This is a genomic window from Streptomyces sp. NPDC030245, assembly GCF_055572995.1.
The window spans coordinates 651851-666426 of the sequence record NZ_JBVICF010000003.1; the positions used below are offsets into that span (position 1 = coordinate 651851).

Annotated in this window: 13 protein-coding genes; 8 read left to right on the forward strand and 5 right to left on the reverse strand. The window is 69.8% G+C overall.

Features of this window, described 5'->3' with window-relative positions; genetic code table 11:
* Positions 1–50 precede the first annotated feature (50 nt).
* Positions 51–443, forward strand: coding sequence for a winged helix-turn-helix transcriptional regulator (locus ACZ4Z4_RS11350; protein WP_468325411.1), 393 nt, complete (start codon positions 51–53; stop codon positions 441–443).
* A gap of 59 nt (positions 444–502) precedes the next feature.
* Here ACZ4Z4_RS11350 and ACZ4Z4_RS11355 read toward each other — a convergent pair whose 3' ends face one another.
* Positions 503–1477, reverse strand: a complete 975-nt coding sequence (locus tag ACZ4Z4_RS11355; protein ID WP_468325414.1) for a GbsR/MarR family transcriptional regulator — start codon at positions 1475–1477, stop codon at positions 503–505.
* Positions 1478–1688: 211 nt separating this feature from the next.
* Between ACZ4Z4_RS11355 and ACZ4Z4_RS11360 the strand changes: the two genes are divergently transcribed.
* From ACZ4Z4_RS11360 to ACZ4Z4_RS11380, 5 genes are all read left to right on the forward strand, one after another.
* Positions 1689–2807 carry a serine hydrolase domain-containing protein gene (locus ACZ4Z4_RS11360; protein WP_468325417.1) on the forward strand — a complete coding sequence of 373 codons (1119 nt, stop codon included), beginning with the start codon at positions 1689–1691 and terminating at the stop codon, positions 2805–2807.
* Between the two features lie 101 nt (positions 2808–2908).
* A complete protein-coding gene (locus ACZ4Z4_RS11365) occupies positions 2909–3223 on the forward strand; it encodes a hypothetical protein (RefSeq protein ID WP_468325420.1) in 315 nt (104 codons plus the stop codon).
* A gap of 49 nt (positions 3224–3272) precedes the next feature.
* Entirely contained in the window at positions 3273–7619 is a 4347-nt protein-coding gene (locus tag ACZ4Z4_RS11370) for a DUF6531 domain-containing protein (protein WP_468325799.1), read from the forward strand.
* Positions 7609–8076, forward strand: a complete 468-nt coding sequence (locus ACZ4Z4_RS11375; protein WP_468325423.1) for an SMI1/KNR4 family protein — start codon at positions 7609–7611, stop codon at positions 8074–8076. Before ACZ4Z4_RS11370 ends, ACZ4Z4_RS11375 begins: the two co-directional genes overlap by 11 nt.
* An 18-nt stretch (positions 8077–8094) precedes the next feature.
* On the forward strand, positions 8095–8721 hold the full coding sequence (locus ACZ4Z4_RS11380) for a hypothetical protein (protein WP_468325426.1): 627 nt from the start codon (positions 8095–8097) through the stop codon (positions 8719–8721).
* A 22-nt stretch (positions 8722–8743) separates the two neighbouring features.
* Here the strand turns inward: ACZ4Z4_RS11380 and ACZ4Z4_RS11385 are convergent, their stop codons facing one another.
* Positions 8744–9556 carry an SAM-dependent methyltransferase gene (locus ACZ4Z4_RS11385; protein ID WP_468325429.1) on the reverse strand — a complete coding sequence of 271 codons (813 nt, stop codon included), beginning with the start codon at positions 9554–9556 and terminating at the stop codon, positions 8744–8746.
* Between the two features lie 68 nt (positions 9557–9624).
* Positions 9625–10302 (reverse strand): helix-turn-helix transcriptional regulator, encoded by a 678-nt coding sequence (locus tag ACZ4Z4_RS11390; protein WP_468325432.1) that lies wholly within the window; start codon positions 10300–10302, stop codon positions 9625–9627.
* Between the two features lie 155 nt (positions 10303–10457).
* On the opposite strand from ACZ4Z4_RS11390, the gene ACZ4Z4_RS11395 reads away from it, so the two are divergent.
* A complete protein-coding gene (locus ACZ4Z4_RS11395) occupies positions 10458–11387 on the forward strand; it encodes an aldo/keto reductase (protein WP_468325802.1) in 930 nt (309 codons plus the stop codon).
* Here ACZ4Z4_RS11395 and ACZ4Z4_RS11400 read toward each other — a convergent pair.
* Both ACZ4Z4_RS11400 and ACZ4Z4_RS11405 read right to left on the reverse strand, forming a co-directional pair.
* Positions 11350–12159, reverse strand: coding sequence for an endonuclease I family protein (locus ACZ4Z4_RS11400; protein WP_468325435.1), 810 nt, complete (start codon positions 12157–12159; stop codon positions 11350–11352). The genes ACZ4Z4_RS11395 and ACZ4Z4_RS11400 overlap by 38 nt on opposite strands.
* A 199-nt stretch (positions 12160–12358) precedes the next feature.
* Positions 12359–12781 carry an acyl-CoA thioesterase gene (locus ACZ4Z4_RS11405; protein ID WP_468325438.1) on the reverse strand — a complete coding sequence of 141 codons (423 nt, stop codon included), beginning with the start codon at positions 12779–12781 and terminating at the stop codon, positions 12359–12361.
* Positions 12782–12954: 173 nt separating this feature from the next.
* Between ACZ4Z4_RS11405 and ACZ4Z4_RS11410 the strand changes: the two genes are divergently transcribed.
* Positions 12955–14526, forward strand: a complete 1572-nt coding sequence (locus tag ACZ4Z4_RS11410) for a sodium:solute symporter family transporter (RefSeq protein WP_468325441.1) — start codon at positions 12955–12957, stop codon at positions 14524–14526.
* The last annotated feature ends 50 nt before the right edge of the window (positions 14527–14576 follow it).

Below are 14576 nucleotides of genomic sequence, written 5' to 3' on the forward strand. Positions count from 1 at the left end.
ACGGGGCTCATCGTGGACGGCCGCGAGAGCGGGCAGAAGGAGGCACTTTCATGTCCCAGGGGAACACCGGTGTTACCTCGCAGGTGGTGAACGCGGAGGCGTGCCCGGTCCGCGAGGTTATTGACAGGGTCGTGGGCAAGTGGAGCGTCCCGATCATCATCGCGGCCGCCCACGGCCCGATCCGCTTCACCGAACTGGAGCGCGCCATCGAGGGCATCAGCCGCCGCATGCTGACGCTGACCCTGCGCAATCTTGAGCGCGACGGGCTGCTGGAGCGGACGGTGCACCCGACGGTCCCGCCGAAGGTGGAGTACGAACTGACGCCGGTGGCACGGGAGCTGCACGGCACGCTGCTCTCCCTGACCGGCTGGGCGGAACGCCACCGCGTCACGATCGCGGAGTCGAGGGCGGCGTACGACGAGGAGCGGGGGATCGCAGGCTGAGCGCCTGAGCGCCTGAGCGCCTGAGCGCCTGAGCGCCTGTGCTCCTGAGCGCCTGAGCGCTATCGGCGCAGCGCCGCGCGCTGGGCGGGGGTGAGCCGGTCGGGGTGGGGCGTGACCCGGTACGCGCCGGAGGGGGTGCGCCGGAGCTTCAAGGGGCAGGCATCGTCCGGCTGTTGCGCGGCAACCTCCAAGGCGGTCGCGGCACGTGCCTGCGGCCAGCCGAGGGCGGCGGCGAGCTGGCCGGTGGTGAGGGGCCGGTCCGCGTGGAGCAGGGCGGCGACCACGGTCAGCGCATCATCGAGATACGCGGTGGCCGACGGACCGGTCATGTCGCGGTGCGCCTGCGCGAAGAACCGGCGCATCGCCTCCAGCCGCGCACCCGTCGGGGTGTCGGGGCCGAACAGCTCGGCGCCCTCCCGGGCGGTCTCGGCCCACACCGCGTTCTGCTCCGCGCTGGTCAGCCAGGCACGCAGCCAGACGCCGTCGTCGATGACGTAACGCTCGCGGCGTCGGCCCGGCTCGTGCTCGTACTCGCGGGTGAGGACGTCGAGCCCGGCGAGGTACCCCACGGCCTTGGAGACCGAGGCCGGGCTGACCCCAAGATGCCGGGCGAGCTCAGCGGCGGTCCGCGTGCCGGAGGGCGTGGTGACCAGGCAGGCGAGCACCTTGGCGGCGGTGCGGGGGAGTCCGGTGGCGATCAGCACGGCCGTGAAGCGTTCCAGATAGGCGTGGACGGCGTCGGCTTCGCTCCCGTGCGGGGCGGGGACTTCGGCGTCGTCGTCGGGGTGGGGAGTGACGGCCGGTGGCGGTGTGGGGCGGGGTGGCCGGGGAGGGCGGTTGCGCCGCCGCCAGGCCTCGGCACGGTCGGCGTGCTCGGCGCGGTAGCCGGAGGGGCCGTTGTTGCGGGCGACCTCCCTGCTGACGGTGGAGGTCGGCCGCCCGAGGCAGCGGGCGATGGCGGCGTACGTCAATCCTTCGGCGAGCCCGGCCTCGATGCGCTTCCGCTCCTCGGCGCTCAGCCGCCCACCACCCATGTCGCCCCCTGTCCTGGATATCCGCACCCGTGGCGCCTGCACCCGCGCGTTGCGTTAGCTGTCACAGCTGACGCTACAAGACGCGAAAAACCCACGGCTTTCAGGGAGTTCCTGTATCTGAACCGTTCGCGCGGGCATATGCGCAACGTAGCTTTCAGGTATCGCGAAAGACGTACCAGAGGTAACCCGAGGGAATCAGGGGGTACAACAGATGAAGGACGCCGCGACAACGGCGCGCGTCACGCACCGGCGCCGGGACCACGGCGCCGCCCAGCGTGTGCTCGACGAGGCCGTGCGGGAAGGCAGCGTGCCGGGCATCCTCGCGCAGGTCCGCGACGGCGGCGGCCACTGGACGGGGACGGCGGGAGTCGCCGACACACGGATGGGCCGGGAGCGGGGGCCGGAGGACCGGTTCCGGATCGGCAGCATCACGAAGACCTTCACCGCGACGGTGGTCCTGCAACTGGCGGCGGAGGGCCGCGTGTCGCTGAAGGACCCGGTAGAGCGATGGCTGCCGGGCGTACTGACGGCAAACGGCAACGACGGCACCACGGTCACCGTCCGACAACTCCTGGACCACACGAGCGGGGTCTTCAGCTACACGGACGACCAGGCGGCCCTGAGCAGCCAGGAGAGCTACACGCCGGAGGACCTGGTAGCGATAGCCACGTCGCACCCGGCCGACTTCCCGGCGGGGACGGGCTGGGCATACTCCAACACGAACTACATCCTCGCCGGAATGATCGTCGAGCGCGTGACGGGCCGCACGCTCACCACTGAGATCGCCGACCGCATCGCCCGCCCGCTCCGCCTGACCGGCACGTCCCTGCCGCTCGCTTCCGACCCGACGCTCCCTTCCCCCCACGCACGCCACTACACCAAACTCTTCTCCTCCGACCCGGACGCGCCGGTCCACGACGCCACGGAGCTGGAGCCGAGCCCGTACTGGGCGGCGGGCGGCATGATCTCCACGGTGGGCGACCTCACCCGCTTCTTCGGCGCCCTCCTCGGCGGCCAGCTCCTCCGCCCGGAACAACAGCGCGAACTGCTCACCATGGTCCAAACGGAGAACTGGTTACCCCGCTCCACCTACGGCTGCGGCGTCTCCCGCCTCCTCCTGCCCTCCGGCACGGCGGTCTGGGGCATGGGCGGCGCACTCTTCGGCTCCTGGACGTACGTCTACGGCACCCGCGACGGCACACACATGCTCGCGGTCAACATCAACGCCGACTGGGCAACGGGCCGCTGGCAGAACCCCATCGGCATCTTCACCGACCTCCTGGAGGCCGAATTCAGCTACGGGTGCGCGCTCGGCTTTGCGGCGCCATGACGGGGTGAATACATTCCGCTTACCCGGGACGGCTACTGTCTGTCGTTGGCTTGTGCACATTGCAACGGGCAGGATCAGAACGTATCGGGGGACGCGCGGCCGTGGGAGACCTGGGCAAGGACTCGGAGTCGATAGCGAAGGCGGCGCCGCTGCTGCGCAAGGCGCCGCATCACATCGCAAAGCCGCTGCATGATTTCAAGGCGGCCTCGCACGACCTGTCGGCGCTGGGCGCGCTCGGCGCCCTGCTGAGCGCGACCGACGACGTGCGCGAGGGCATGGAGACGCTCGCGGAGGTCGCCGCGGACCTCGTCGACGAGTGGCACGGCGAGGCGAAGCTGATGACCGACCTCTCCGAGGCGTTCGACGTCCTCGACGTCCTGCTCGAAGCCGCCGCACGCGGCAAGAAGCAGGGCTGAGCCCGTGGTCGACCTCAACCCTCTCCACTACATCAACAAGTTCAACCACATGGCCGGCGACAGCATGGCCAGCATGATGGAGTTCCTGGGTATCTCCGACCCGGCGGTGGACCCGGACGGGGTCCGGGAGATCGCCAAGAAGTGGCGCTCCCTCGCCAAGGCCGTCGACGCCTCCGTCAAGGACGCGGAAGCCGCGCTGCGGGACGTGACCTGGGAGGGCAAGACCGCCACCGCCTTCGACAAGCGGGCCAGGAAGACCCGTTCGCAGGCGACGAAGATGGCGGACTCGTTGCGCGACGGCGCCGACGCCCTCGACAAGTACGCCGACGACGCGCACGAACTGCTGACCGAACTCAACGTCATCATCGTCGAGATCATCGAAGTGGAGATGGCGGGCCTGGCGCTCTCCGTCCTCACCGGCGGCGCCTCCGCGGTCGTCGGCAACCTCGCGGCGGGCGCGCGGTTCGCGAAGGCCATGGCCCTGATCACCCGCATCGAACACGCGGGCTCGGCGATGGCCCGCACCATCCGCGCGGTCCTCGAAGTCATCCGCGGCCTGCGCCGGACACTGAAGGCCCTCAAGGACATCAAGACGATCGCGCGGGTCGGCAGAATGGCGGGCGAGGGGGCGAAGTTCGCCGCGCTGGACACCCTGCTCAAGGACCCGTCCACCTTCAAGGACCCCGGAAAGCTGGCGGAGACGCTCGCGCTGGGCGCGGCACTCGGCGTGGGCGTCGGCAGCCTCGGCACACTCCTCGGGAAGGGCCTCGGCAAACTCAAGCCCAAGGACCTGTCCCGGCTGCGCGCCGCCATGAAGCTCAACTGCGCCTCCTTCGAACGCCTCTCCCTCCGCCCCGGCTTCGACAAGCTGCCCGCCTCGGTGCGCAACGCGCTCAAGAAGTTCGTCCGCGACCCGATCGACGTGGCGACCGGCGACATGGCGCTGACCCGCACCGACGTCCGCCTGCCCGGCGTCCTGCCCCTCCTCCTGGAGCGCACGCACCTCTCCTCCTACCGCTTCGGCGGCTGGTTCGGCCCGTCCTGGGCCTCCACCCTGGACCAGCGGGTGCAGGCCGACGAGAACGGTTTCGTCTACGCCGCCGCGGACGGTGCCCGGCTCTGCTTCCCCGTGCCCGACCCGGAGAGCGGCGAGGAGGTCCGCCCCGAGACCCCAGGCTCACGCCTGACCCTGTCCTGGGCCGACGGATTCGACGGCGCGATATGCGTCACCGACCCCGACAGCGGCCTCGTCCAGGTCTTCCACAGCCCGGTCCCGGCCGCCGCCGGCGAAGCGGTCGATGTCCCGCTCCAGTACGTCGAGGACCGCAACGGCAACCGGATCACCATCGAGTACGACGAGGGCGACATCCCGGTGGCGGTGACCCACTCCGGCGGCTACCGCATCGCCCTGGACCGCGACGAGGCGGACTCCCGCATCACGGCTCTACGCCTCCTCGACCCCTCGGAGCCGTCCGCCCCCGGCACGACACTCCTCACCTTCGGCTACGACACCTCCGGCCACCTCACCGAGGAAACCAACCCCTCCGGCCTCCCGATGCGTTACACCTACGACCCCGAGGGCCGCATCACCTCCTGGACCGACCGCAACGGCACGACGTACTGGTACACGTACGACTCCCACGGCCGAGTCACCACCACCGGCGGCACGGGCAACGCCCTGGCCTCCACACTCACCTACGACGACGCGACCCGCACCACACGCGTGACGGACTCACTGGGCCACGCCCGCATCTACGAGCACAACGACGCGTACCGCCTGATCCGGGAGACGGATCCGCTGGGGCATGTGGTGGAGCAGGAGTGGGACGAGGAGTTGCGGCTTGTGGGGGTGAGGGATGGGCTGGGGCGGGTGACTCGGTACACGTACGACGAGGGGGGCCTTGTCACGAGAGTGGTGCGGCCGGATGGCGGCGAAATCACGGCTCAGTACAACGAGTTCGGCCTGCCGACCCTGATGGTGGAAGCCGACGGGTCGCGCTGGACCCAGGAATACGACAGCTTCGGTAATCCAGTAGCCGTCACCGACGCCGTCGGCCGCACCACGCACCTCACCCGTGACAGAACCGGTGGTCTGAAGTGCATCACCGACGCTCTCGGTCACAGCACCCGGGTACGCAACGACAAGGCCGGCCTGCCCATCAGAGTGACCGATGCTCTCGGAGCAGTCACCACTTACGAGCGTGACGCTTGGGGGAATCCGGTGCTCCTGAGGGACCCGACGGGCGCGCAGACCCTCTTGGAGTGGACCGTCGAGGGCCATCTTGCCCGGCGGGTTGCTGCCGATGGCTCGGAGGAGACATGGACCTATGACGGCGAGGGCAACTGCACGTCCCATACGGATGCCATGCGACGTACCTCCCTGTTCGAGTTCACCCACTTCGACCTGCTGTCCGCCAGCACAGGTCCGGACGGCGTGCGCCACGAATTCACCTACGACAGCGAGCTCCGCCTCGTCCGGGTACTGAATCCACTCGGTGCGGCCTGGAACTATGATTTCGACGCGGCAGGCCGTTTGGTGGCGGAAGTCGATTTTGACGGTCGACGGCAGACGTATCACCATGACGCGGCGGGCCGGCTCATCGAGCGGGTGACACCGCTGGGTGAGGTCATCCGTTTCGAGCGCGACGACCTGGGCTTGGTGCGGCGCAAGGATGCGGCCGGACGTATCACCGACTTCACCTATGACCTGGCAGGCCGATTGATCCGTGCCGCCGCCCCGGACGCAGTGGTGGAGATCCTGCGCGACGCGACCGGCCAGGTGCTTTCCGAAACTGTCAATGGCAGCACAGTTTCCTATGCCTACGACGAGTTGGGTCGCCGATCGGAACGCAGGACCCCATCCGGTGCGGTGAGCGTCTGGACATACGACGCGGCAGGAAACCGCTCCGGCCTGCTGGCAGGGGGCAGGCGTCTCGGCTTCGAGCACGACGCCGGGGGCCTGGAGGTCGCCCGCCACATCGGTGATCACCTGACCATCGCCCATGCGCTCGACGTACTGGGCCGCCCGAGGACTCAGACCGTCACGGGCGCAGGAGGGCGACGCGTTCAGGAGCGTACCTACCGCTACCGTGCGGACGGCTACCTGACCGGCATCGAGCAGCGTGCAGGGGCCGACAAGGAGTTCCTCCTCGACCCGGCAGGGCGCGTCAACCGTGTCCAGGCCGAGGAGTGGAGCGAGACCTACGCATACGACGCGGCAGGCGGACAGACGGCTGCCTCATGGCCCGCGGCTCACGTCGGACACGAGGCGCAGGGGCGGCGTGAGTACGCCGGAACCACTTTGCTGCGGGCCGGCCGTGTCCGGTACCAATACGACGCCGCCGGCCGCCTCGTGCTCAGGCAGAAGACTCGGATATCGCAGAAGCCTGACACGTGGCGGTTTGCGTGGGACGCGGAAGACCGGCTCACATCGGTCATCACCCCGGACGGTACTCGGTGGCATTACACCTACGACCCTCTCGGTCGGCGCATTGCGAAGGCGCGCCTCTCGGCCGACGGTGAGTCCGTGGTCGAGAGGGTCGGGTTCACTTGGGACGGGACACTCCTGTGCGAGCAGACCACGACTGCCCGACAGTCCCCGAACCGGACCACCCTCACCTGGGATCACCGGGATCTGAGCCCGATCACGCAAACGGAACGCATCTGTGCCGCCGAGACACCTCAGCACGAGATCGACTCCCGGTTCTTCGCCATCGTCACCGACCTGGTCGGTACGCCGACTGAGCTCCTTGACGAAAACGGCGACATCGCGTGGCAGGCGCAGACCACTCTGTGGGGTGTCACGTCGTGGGAGACGGATGGGTCCGCTTGCACTCCGCTGCGGTTCCCGGGCCAGTACTACGACCCCGAAACCGAACTCAACTACAACTACTTCCGACACTATGACCCGGAGACGGGCCGCTACACCTCGCTCGACCCCCTCGGCCTCTCACCTGCGCCGAACCCTTCGACCTACGTCCACAACCCGCACATATGGACCGACCACCTGGGGCTGGCGCCCTCGTGCAAGTTCTGGAACCTCGTGGACTATCGCGGCCAGCGCGTTTATCAGCGCGATGACCTCGTACTGAACAACCCTGAAGCGATACAGGCACGCGACAGATACGGGCGATCCAACCTCAAGCGCATGCAGCAGGGTCTCGCACCTCTGGGCCCTGATGGCAGACCGATGAATGTGCACCACATGCTGCAGACCGAAGACGGACCGATGGCAGAGCTGACGCAGGCCATGCACTTCGGTAACTATCATCAATTGCACTGGAAGTCAGGGACGAAGATACCCTCCGGGATCAACCGGGAAGAATTCGACCTCTGGCGCAAGCAGTACTGGAAAGACCGAGCGAGAGCCTACGTGGAGAGCCGTGATGGGAATTAGAGAAGCAGAGCAGTTCGTGCGGCTCGTACGGGACCATCCGGAGGAGTCGATCTTCGCCGGAGGCTGCTCGGAAGGTGACATCGCGGAGGCGGAGCGGCGTCTGGGTGTGGCCTTTCCCGAGTCGTACAAGTTCTTCTTGCGTGAGCTCGGAGACTGCGACGTGGCCGGTGACGAGTTCTACGGGATCGTTCGCCGTGACGGGCAGCTCCTGGGAGCCGTCACGGAGACCCTTGACCTCAGGGATTCCGCAGGTCTGCCTTCCCCTCTGGTGGCGTTCCGCCCCGACGGGATGGGCGGATACTTCGTCCTCGACACGAGCCGCGTGACCCCGGAGGGTGAGGCACCGGTGTACGTATGGGGCTCGGGCGCCAACAGCCCGACCGAACTCGAACACGTTGGGACGGATTTCGGCACGGTCGCCCTCGATCTGGCGCGTCGTGGATTGCGAGAGGCCTGACCGGGGCGAGGGGGCGACATGATGCACGAGGCCGAGGACATCGAGCAGGAAAGGCTCCGTGTCGCGCGGCGGCCCTCCGCCCAGGACGCGCCCCCGGTGCTGTGCTGGTTCGACGTCACTCCGACGGTGCCCGTCCGCGCGTACGCGGCCCGTCTGCGGGCGGTACTCGACGTCGCCCTGGGACTGGCGCTCTCCGCGGACTTCGGCGATGAGGAGCTGCCCACGGAATCCGTGCCGGAGTGGTTCGCCGCCGTGAGTGGCCCTCGCTTCGCGGAGGCACCGGGGTACGCACGGCGGGGCAGGGAGCGGTACGCCGCGGCGATCCGGGGCGGGGCCTGGGAACTGCACACCTGGCTCCACGAGTTCGACCCCGACTCCGAGAGCCGGGGCTGGGCGTGGTGGGACCTGACGTATTCGGAGGACGATGGCGCGGCCCGGATCTGGGTCGACACCTGGGGCGAGTCCTTCTTCGCCTGCGACGAACTGCGTTGGCTCGCCCATGTCGCGGGTTCCGTAGCAGTGAGCGGGCCGCATCTTGCCAAGGCCGAGAGGTGGCACGAGGCGGTCGGGGAAGACGACGGGGTCGCCCTCGGCGTGGCGTGCCATGGGCCAGGGACGCCGCGTTCAGCCGCTGCCGACGGATGAAGCGCGACGCCCCGGGCTCCCGTCAGGGCTTGCGGCCCACCGCCCCATACGCGTCGACCGCCGTCGCGTCCTCCGTCTCCGGGCGCCACCGCGTGACCTGGGCGACTCCCGGGTCCAGCAGGTCGAGGCCGGTGAAGAAGCCGGCGATCTCCTTGACGTCGCGGACGTGGTAGGGGATCGCGCCGCTCTTGTTGTACTCGTTCGACGCCGCGATCATGCCCTCGCTGGTCGCCGTGGAGTCGCTGATGACCAGGTAACTGCCGGATGACAGGCCCGACATGAGGCGGGACACCAGGTCGCGTGCCTGGTCGTAGTCGGCGACGTGGCCCAGCGTGTTGAGGATGATGAGCGCGACCGGCTGCGAGAGGTCGAGGGTCTTCGCGGCCTCCGCCAGGATCGCCTCGGGCTCGTAGAGGTTCGCGTCGATGTACGCCGTCTCGCCCTCGGGCGTGCTGGTCAGCAGGGCCCGCGCGTGGGCCAGGACCAGCGGGTCGTTGTCGACGTAGACGATGCGCGCGTCGGGGGCGGCCCGCTGCGCGACCTCGTGCGTGTTGTCCGCCGTCGGCAGCCCCGTGCCGATGTCCAGGAACTGCCGCACACCACGCTCCGTGGCCAGGTGGCGCACCGCGCGGCCCAGGAAGAGGCGGCTGGTGCGCGCCACGTCGACCAGGCCGGGAAAGATCTCCTTGATGTGGTCCCCGAGCTCCCGGTCCTTCTCGTAGTTGTCCTTGCCACCCACGAAGTAGTTCCAGAAACGCGCCGAATGCGGCGTGCTGGTGTCGATGCGCGCGCGTATGTCGGCGGCTGAGCCGAGCTGGGGGTCGTGATCTGACACGGGAGCCTCCTGGCCACGTCAACGTACCTTCACCCGTCGCCGCACCGGACGGTCCGACGATCAAGCGTTCAACGATCAAGCGACAATCTAGACCGCCCCGAGTACGCCCCGTCGCCCACCCCGCCCCAGATACCGAAATCCAACTCCCGCGCCCGCAGACCCGCTTGGAATCGGGACGTCGCACCGAGCGTCGCCATGACCTCCGCCACCCGCCTGCGGTACGTACGCAGCGACATGCCCAGCTCGCGCGCCGTCACCTCGTCGGTCTGCCCCGCGCCCAGCGCCCGCACGATCCGGCGCGCCTCCTCACTCAGCACGGGAGGCCGCGCCCTGCGGAACTCGTCGAGGTCGGTGGCCGTCTCCCAGGCCGCGTACACCAGCGCCCTGACCCCCTCGACGGCGACCGGCGTGCGGATCACCGTGAACGTCCGCACCCCCTGCACCGGCGCCCCGGCGAGGATCGCCACCCGCCGGTCGATGACGATCGCCTCATGGGCGAGCGGCGCCGTCGAGATACGCACCTGCGCCCCGGAGTCGGCGATCCGGACGAGCCGCGCCTCCGACTCGGGGTCCGCGAGCGCGCGCGGCGTGTACAACTTCCGCATCACCAGGCCGGCCGGCACGAGCGGCGGGCGCCTGCCCCCGGCGAACGCGGCGTTCACCCCCGGCGAGAAGGTCACCAGGTCCGCCGCCGCACACAGGAACTCCTCACGGGCGCCGGTGAACAGGTCGCCGGCCCGGCGCACGAGTTCGCGTTCCCCCCGCAGAGATACGACTTGGTCTGTGCTGCCTGTGCTCTGTGTGCTTGCCATAGTGGCGACAGTCTGTGGCGCCATACGCAAGGGGTCAACGGTGGCAGCAAGTGGCCACCTGTTCGCGCGCGACGGGCGGGCGGCAGAAGATGCGGCGCATGACGATCACGGACAGCACTTCGGCCGACGGCGCCGCCGCGGCCGGGCAGTACCTCATCGGCGGCGAACTCCCCGTCCACCGCTTGGGCTTCGGCGCGATGCGGCTGCCCTCCGCGAGCTGGGACGGCCCGGCGCACGACCCCGACCGCGGTATCGCCGTGCTGCGCCGCGCGGTCGAGCTCGGCGTGAACCACATCGACACGGCGGCCTTCTACTTCTACGAGGACATCGCGGCCAACGACCTCATCCGCAAGGCCCTGCACCCCTACCCCGACGACCTGGTCATCGCCACCAAGGTCGGCCCCGGCCGCTTCCCGGACGGCAGCTGGATGAACCCCGCCGACCCGGCGGAGCTGCGCGCGGCCGTCCACCGCAACCTCCGCGAGCTGGGCCGGGACCACCTCGACCTGGTCTACCTCCGCTTCCTGCGCACCGACGGCCCCGGCGAGGACCGCTTCGCCACGCTGGCCGCCCTGCGCGACGAGGGCCTGATCCGCCACCTCGGCGTCAGCAGCGCCACGCCCGAACAGTTCGCCGAGGCCGAGGAGATCGCGCCCGTCGCCGCCGTGCAGAACAGGTACAGCCCGCTGACGCGCGAACACGCCGAGCTGGTCGACCTGTGCGCGGCGCGGGACATCGCGTACGTCCCGTACTTCCCCTTCGGCGGCGCCGGAGCCCCCGACCTGTCGGCGCTCCACCGCGTCGCCGACCGCCACGGGGCCACACCCGCCCAGGTCACCCTGGCGTGGCTGCTCGCCACCTCCCCGACGATGCTGGCGATCCCGGGGACGTCGTCGCCGGACCACTTGGCGGAGAACGTGGCGGCGGCCGCGCTCCGGCTCGGCACCGAAGACCTGGCCGACCTGGCCGGACTCGCCCGGGTCACCAGACCTCTTCCACCCACTCCGGGTGGTCGATGAACGGGTTCCGGTTGTGCTGGAACCTGTCGAATATGACCTGGTTGCGGTTCTTCTCGAACGCGTCCGGCGGGTCCTCGGCGCTCCACTTCTTCAGCACCGACAGGCGGCCGATGGCGGGTGCGCTGCCGTTGTTGACGCGGTCGTTGGGCTCCAGGTCGGGGAAGCCGTTCTCGCCGTCGTAGCGGACCGCCATGTAGAGGATCATGCGGGCCACATCGCCCTTGACGGCGTCGCGGGGCTCGAAGGAGTCGCCGTCGGTGAGGTTGCCGGGCGCTCCGGCCACCGCGCCGCCGCCGTTGTCGAAGTCCTTGTTGCCACGGATGCTGTTGACCGTGACGTCCTCGGGGCGCAGGTGGTGGATGTCGGTACCGGGGCCGGTCGCCGTGCCGAAGTCGCCGTGGGACTTGGCCCACACGTGCTCGCGGTTCCAGTCGCCCTGGTCGCCGCCGCTGCTGCTCTTGCTGCGGGAGGTGCCGGTGTACAGCAGGATCACGTTCGAGCTGTTCGCCGGGTCCTCGTCGGTGACCTTGAGGGCGTCCCAGACCTTGTCGTACGAGAGCTTCGTCTGCTCGCTGACGATGGTGTGCAGCGCGGACTTGAGCTCGGGGCCCGTCTTGCCGAGCGCGTCCTTGTAGTACGTGTCGTCGTAGGCGCCGACGGCGGGGGACGCGGGAGCCGGGGTGGCGGCGGTCGCCGGCACGGTGAGGCCGGCGAGCAGCGCCGCGGCGGTCACGGCGAGGGGTTTCCAGCGGTGTACACGCGGGACGGGCATGTGGGGGGTGTCCTTTCCCGGAGGTCTCGCACGCCACGCACCCGTCCAAGGGGCGCGGGGTCTACGCGAGTTGACCAATCAACAACCGGGAGAGTGGCACGAATGTGCGTACGACTGTGTGAACGCCGTGGGTCGGTCCGGTAACGATGTCATGCACACGGCGTGAGGGTGCGGCCCGTGGTCGCCGCCACGGGTGCGGTCAGAGCCCGAGCGCCGCCGGGTCCGTCGCCAACGCCCTGAAGTACTCGCGCGGATCCGCCACCAGGCGCCGCTCCTTGAGGTCGAGCAGCCCGCCGACGGAGGAGACGGTCGCGGCGACCGTGCCGTCCGCCTTGGTGATCGTCTGCTCGACACCGAAGGTCTTCCGCTCGCCCCATACGAAGGCGCAGGTCACCGCCGTCTCGTCCCCGGCGCGCAGCTCGCTGCGGTAGCGGACGGTGGTCTCCAGGACCACCGGGCCCACGCCTTTGTCGAGGAGGTCGGTCTGCTCGATGCCGGCCTCGCGCAGCAGCGACCAGCGGGCGTGCTCGGCGTACTGAAGGTAGACGGCCTGGTTCAAGTGGCCCTGGGTGTCCGTCTCGTATCCACGGACGCCGACGCTCACGGAGTAGGGGTCGGTCACGGGGTTCGGTCCCTTCGGTGGTCTTCGGCCGGTGCTCGGTGCCTTCAACCAGGGCACGACGTACGGCATTCCAGTAGCGGCTCCACAGGTGACACATTTCCGAAGTGTGGAAAACTATTTCCGAAAATGGTTGCGTGAGGCATGTAGTCCGTCTAGCGTGCTGACGTCCGGCCGTGGCGAGAGAGACGGGGGTGGGGCGGCCGATGGCCGACAGCGGTTCGTTCCTGACCTTCTCCGTGCTCGTGACCGCGACGACCGCCGCCGCGTGGGGCCTCACGCGGCGTTCCGCCCCGCGGGAGCTCCCCGCACCGGCCGGCTGGGCGCTGGCCGGCCGAGGGCTCGGCACGGGCACCGCGGCGGTGCTCCTCGGCGGCACCACGTACACCGCGTACGCGGTCACCGCGGCACCCGGACTCGCCCACGCCACCGGAGGGTTCGGGCTCTACGCCCTGACGTACACCCTGCTCCTCACCCCGGTGGCGCTCGTCTTCCTGCCCCGGATGCGAGAGCTCGCCGAGCGGCGCGACCTCGTGACGACGGCGGACTTCACGCACGCCAGACACGGGTCGCACGCGCTCGCCCTCGCCGTGGCGCTCACCGGAATCCTCGCCGCGATGCCCTACCTCGCCCTGCAAGTACTGGGGCTCGAAGCCGCCTTGGGGGCCATGGGGATCGGCCCGCGCGGCTCGGCCGGAGCGTGCGCGGTGTTCGTGGTGCTCGTCGCCGCGCTGGTGCCGGGCGGGTTGCGCGCCTGCGCCGAACTGGCGCGCTACAAAGCGGTGTTTCTCGTCGCCCTGCTGGCCACGGCCCTCGTCCTGGCGGGCAGGCACGCGGGCTCCCCCCGGCAGGTCTTCGCCGCGGCCGGCCGCGCGCTGGCCGTCGAGCACCTTCCCCTGCCGATGCCCCACGGGGCGTACTCCGCGTACATCACGCTCGCCCTCGGTTCCGCTCTCGCGCAGCTGCTGTATCCGCAGACGCTCCTCACCGTGCTCGCGGCCCGCGGCCCCGACGTCGTGCGACGCGCCGTCGTCGCGCTGCCGCTCTGGACGTTCGCTCTCGGCCTCTTCGCCTATCTGGGCTTCGTCGCCCTCGCCCTGGGGATCGAGACGCCGACGGGACACGCCGAGCAGGCCGTGCCCCTCCTGCTCCACCGGCTCGGCGCGCCCTGGCTGGGCGGGCTGCTGCTCGGGGCGCTCGCGGTCACCGTGCTGCTGCCCGCGGTGGTGATCGCCCTCGGCGTGGCCGCCCTGGTGACGCGCAACATCTACAGCGAGTACTTCAACCCCACGGCCACACCCAAGCACGAGGTCCGGGTGGCGCGGTTCGCCGCGGTGACGGCCACGGTGGGAGCGGTCGCCTTCGCGCTCGGCCTCCATCCGCAGGACGCGGTCAACCTGCACCTGCTGGGCGGCGTGTGGATATTGCAGACCTTGCCGGCGGTGGGCCTCTCGGCGTTCACACGGTGGCTACACCACCGCGCACTGCTCGTGGGATGGGCGGCGGGCATGGCCCTGGGGACGGTCCTGACCGTGAGCCGAGGATTCTCCTCAGTGGTCGACGTCGGGTTCGGCCCGCTCCACCTCCCCGTCTACGTCGCCGTCACCGCCCTCACGGTGAATCTCGCCCTGGCCGCCTCCCTGACCGTGCTGCTCGACAGGGCGGGGGCGCGGCGGAGGTTCGACGCCGTCGCCGGCCACGCCCCCGTGCCGCGCAGAGGCTCCCGGTTCACCGTGCGCGTCGACTGACGGCCCGCCGCACGGAATCGCCGCGGGAGACGAAGGGCGCGTGAAGGAGG

Coding starts and splice junctions, on each gene's coding strand:
- ACZ4Z4_RS11380 (WP_468325426.1), top strand. CDS start 8,095: ATGATGCACGAGGCCGAGGACATCGAGCAGGAAAGGCTCCGTGTCGCG.
- ACZ4Z4_RS11360 (WP_468325417.1), top strand. CDS start 1,689: ATGAAGGACGCCGCGACAACGGCGCGCGTCACGCACCGGCGCCGGGAC.
- ACZ4Z4_RS11355 (WP_468325414.1), bottom strand. CDS start 1,477: ATGGGTGGTGGGCGGCTGAGCGCCGAGGAGCGGAAGCGCATCGAGGCC.
- ACZ4Z4_RS11370 (WP_468325799.1), top strand. CDS start 3,273: ATGGCCGGCGACAGCATGGCCAGCATGATGGAGTTCCTGGGTATCTCC.
- ACZ4Z4_RS11395 (WP_468325802.1), top strand. CDS start 10,458: ATGCGGCGCATGACGATCACGGACAGCACTTCGGCCGACGGCGCCGCC.
- ACZ4Z4_RS11375 (WP_468325423.1), top strand. CDS start 7,609: ATGGGAATTAGAGAAGCAGAGCAGTTCGTGCGGCTCGTACGGGACCAT.
- ACZ4Z4_RS11400 (WP_468325435.1), bottom strand. CDS start 12,159: ATGCCCGTCCCGCGTGTACACCGCTGGAAACCCCTCGCCGTGACCGCC.
- ACZ4Z4_RS11350 (WP_468325411.1), top strand. CDS start 51: ATGTCCCAGGGGAACACCGGTGTTACCTCGCAGGTGGTGAACGCGGAG.